This is a genomic window from Pseudomonas sp. EA_65y_Pfl1_P113 (genome assembly GCF_963970525.1).
GTDB lineage: Bacteria > Pseudomonadota > Gammaproteobacteria > Pseudomonadales > Pseudomonadaceae > Aquipseudomonas > Aquipseudomonas tritici.
The window spans coordinates 1-501 of sequence record NZ_CAXAQM010000406.1; the positions used below are offsets into that span (position 1 = coordinate 1).

1 protein-coding gene and 1 pseudogene are annotated in these 501 nt (G+C 62.7%); both read right to left on the reverse strand.

The window, feature by feature from the left end; translation table 11 throughout:
- On the reverse strand, positions 1-406 hold a 406-nt coding region (rplE, locus tag AACY52_RS30290), incomplete at its 3' end, for a 50S ribosomal protein L5 (RefSeq protein WP_339561376.1).
- Positions 399-501: pseudogene (locus tag AACY52_RS30295) on the reverse strand (50S ribosomal protein L24); the annotation flags it as partial. The pseudogene AACY52_RS30295 and the gene rplE, both read right to left, overlap by 8 nt.

Below are 501 nucleotides of genomic sequence, written 5' to 3' on the forward strand. Positions count from 1 at the left end.
CATAGTTGCCGCGTCCGTCGAACGACTTGGGGTTGAGCCCGCGGAAATCGCGAACGCGGGGAAGTGCGATCGTGATGAAACGGTCCAGGAATTCGTACATGCGCTCACGGCGAAGGGTAACCTTCACGCCGATCGGCATGCCTTCGCGCAGCTTGAACGTCGCGATCGACTTGCGCGCACGGGTCGGCTGCGGCTTCTGGCCGGTGATGGCCGCCAGGTCCTTCATCGCGGCCTGGGACTTCTTGGAGTCCGCGACCGCTTCGCCGATGCCCATGTTCACGACGATCTTGTCGAGCTTGGGGACCTGCATCTCGTTGGTGTAGCCGAACTGCTCCTTCATCGTGGCGCGGATGCGCTCACGATAGACGGTCTTCAGCCGCGGCTCATATTTGGCCTGATCAGCCATTGATGACCTCGCCGGACTTCTTGGCGAAGCGCACCTTCTTGTCGCCCTCGATGCGGAAGCCCACGCGCGTGGCCTCTCCGCCCTTCGGATCGACG